The organism is Stenotrophomonas veracruzanensis (assembly GCF_032911525.1).
In the GTDB taxonomy this organism is placed as follows: Bacteria; Pseudomonadota; Gammaproteobacteria; order Xanthomonadales; family Xanthomonadaceae; genus Stenotrophomonas; species Stenotrophomonas africana.
This window is the reverse complement of sequence record NZ_JAWJTI010000076.1, coordinates 1-525: the sequence shown is the minus strand read 5'-3', so window position 1 is coordinate 525 and position 525 is coordinate 1. Positions and strand designations below refer to the sequence as shown.

Below are 525 nucleotides of genomic sequence, written 5' to 3'. Positions count from 1 at the left end.
GGGGTGTCCGCGGCATGGATGCCGCGGCCAAGCCCCCAGGGATGGGTTCACGGCGCCCCTGCGCAGCCCACCCTCCCGGCCAACTCTCAGTAACCCAGCGCTTCGGCCGACCACCCCGAGGGGCTTCGCCGTTGGCTGGATATCCAGATACCCCTTAAACGAAAACGCCCCAGCGCAGGGCCGGGGCGTCTTCGTCCGTCAGGTCAGGCAGGCCTCAGAATTCCTGCCAGTCTCCGTCCGCCAGTTCGGTAGCCATCGGGCGACCACCCGCCGTGCGGCGGGCGGGCGGGGCCGCCGGAGCCGGTGCTGCCGGTGCAGCAGCACGCGGGGCCGGGGTCGGGGCAGTGGCTCGCGGCGGGGCAACCACGGTATCGGCTTCGTCCACCACGAAGATCGATACGGCCTCGCTGAGGTGGCCGGCCTGTTCTTCCATCGCGCGGGCGGCGGCGGTGGCTTCTTCCACCAGCGCAGCGTTCTGCTGGGTGGTTTCGTCCATCTGCACCACGGTCTGGTTGACCTGCTCGA

At 70.3% G+C, this 525-nt stretch carries 1 pseudogene; it reads right to left on the bottom strand.

Annotation, left to right across the window (positions count from 1 at the left end):
• Positions 1-214 precede the first annotated feature (214 nt).
• Positions 215-525: pseudogene (locus tag R1H25_RS20325) on the bottom strand (methyl-accepting chemotaxis protein); the annotation flags it as partial.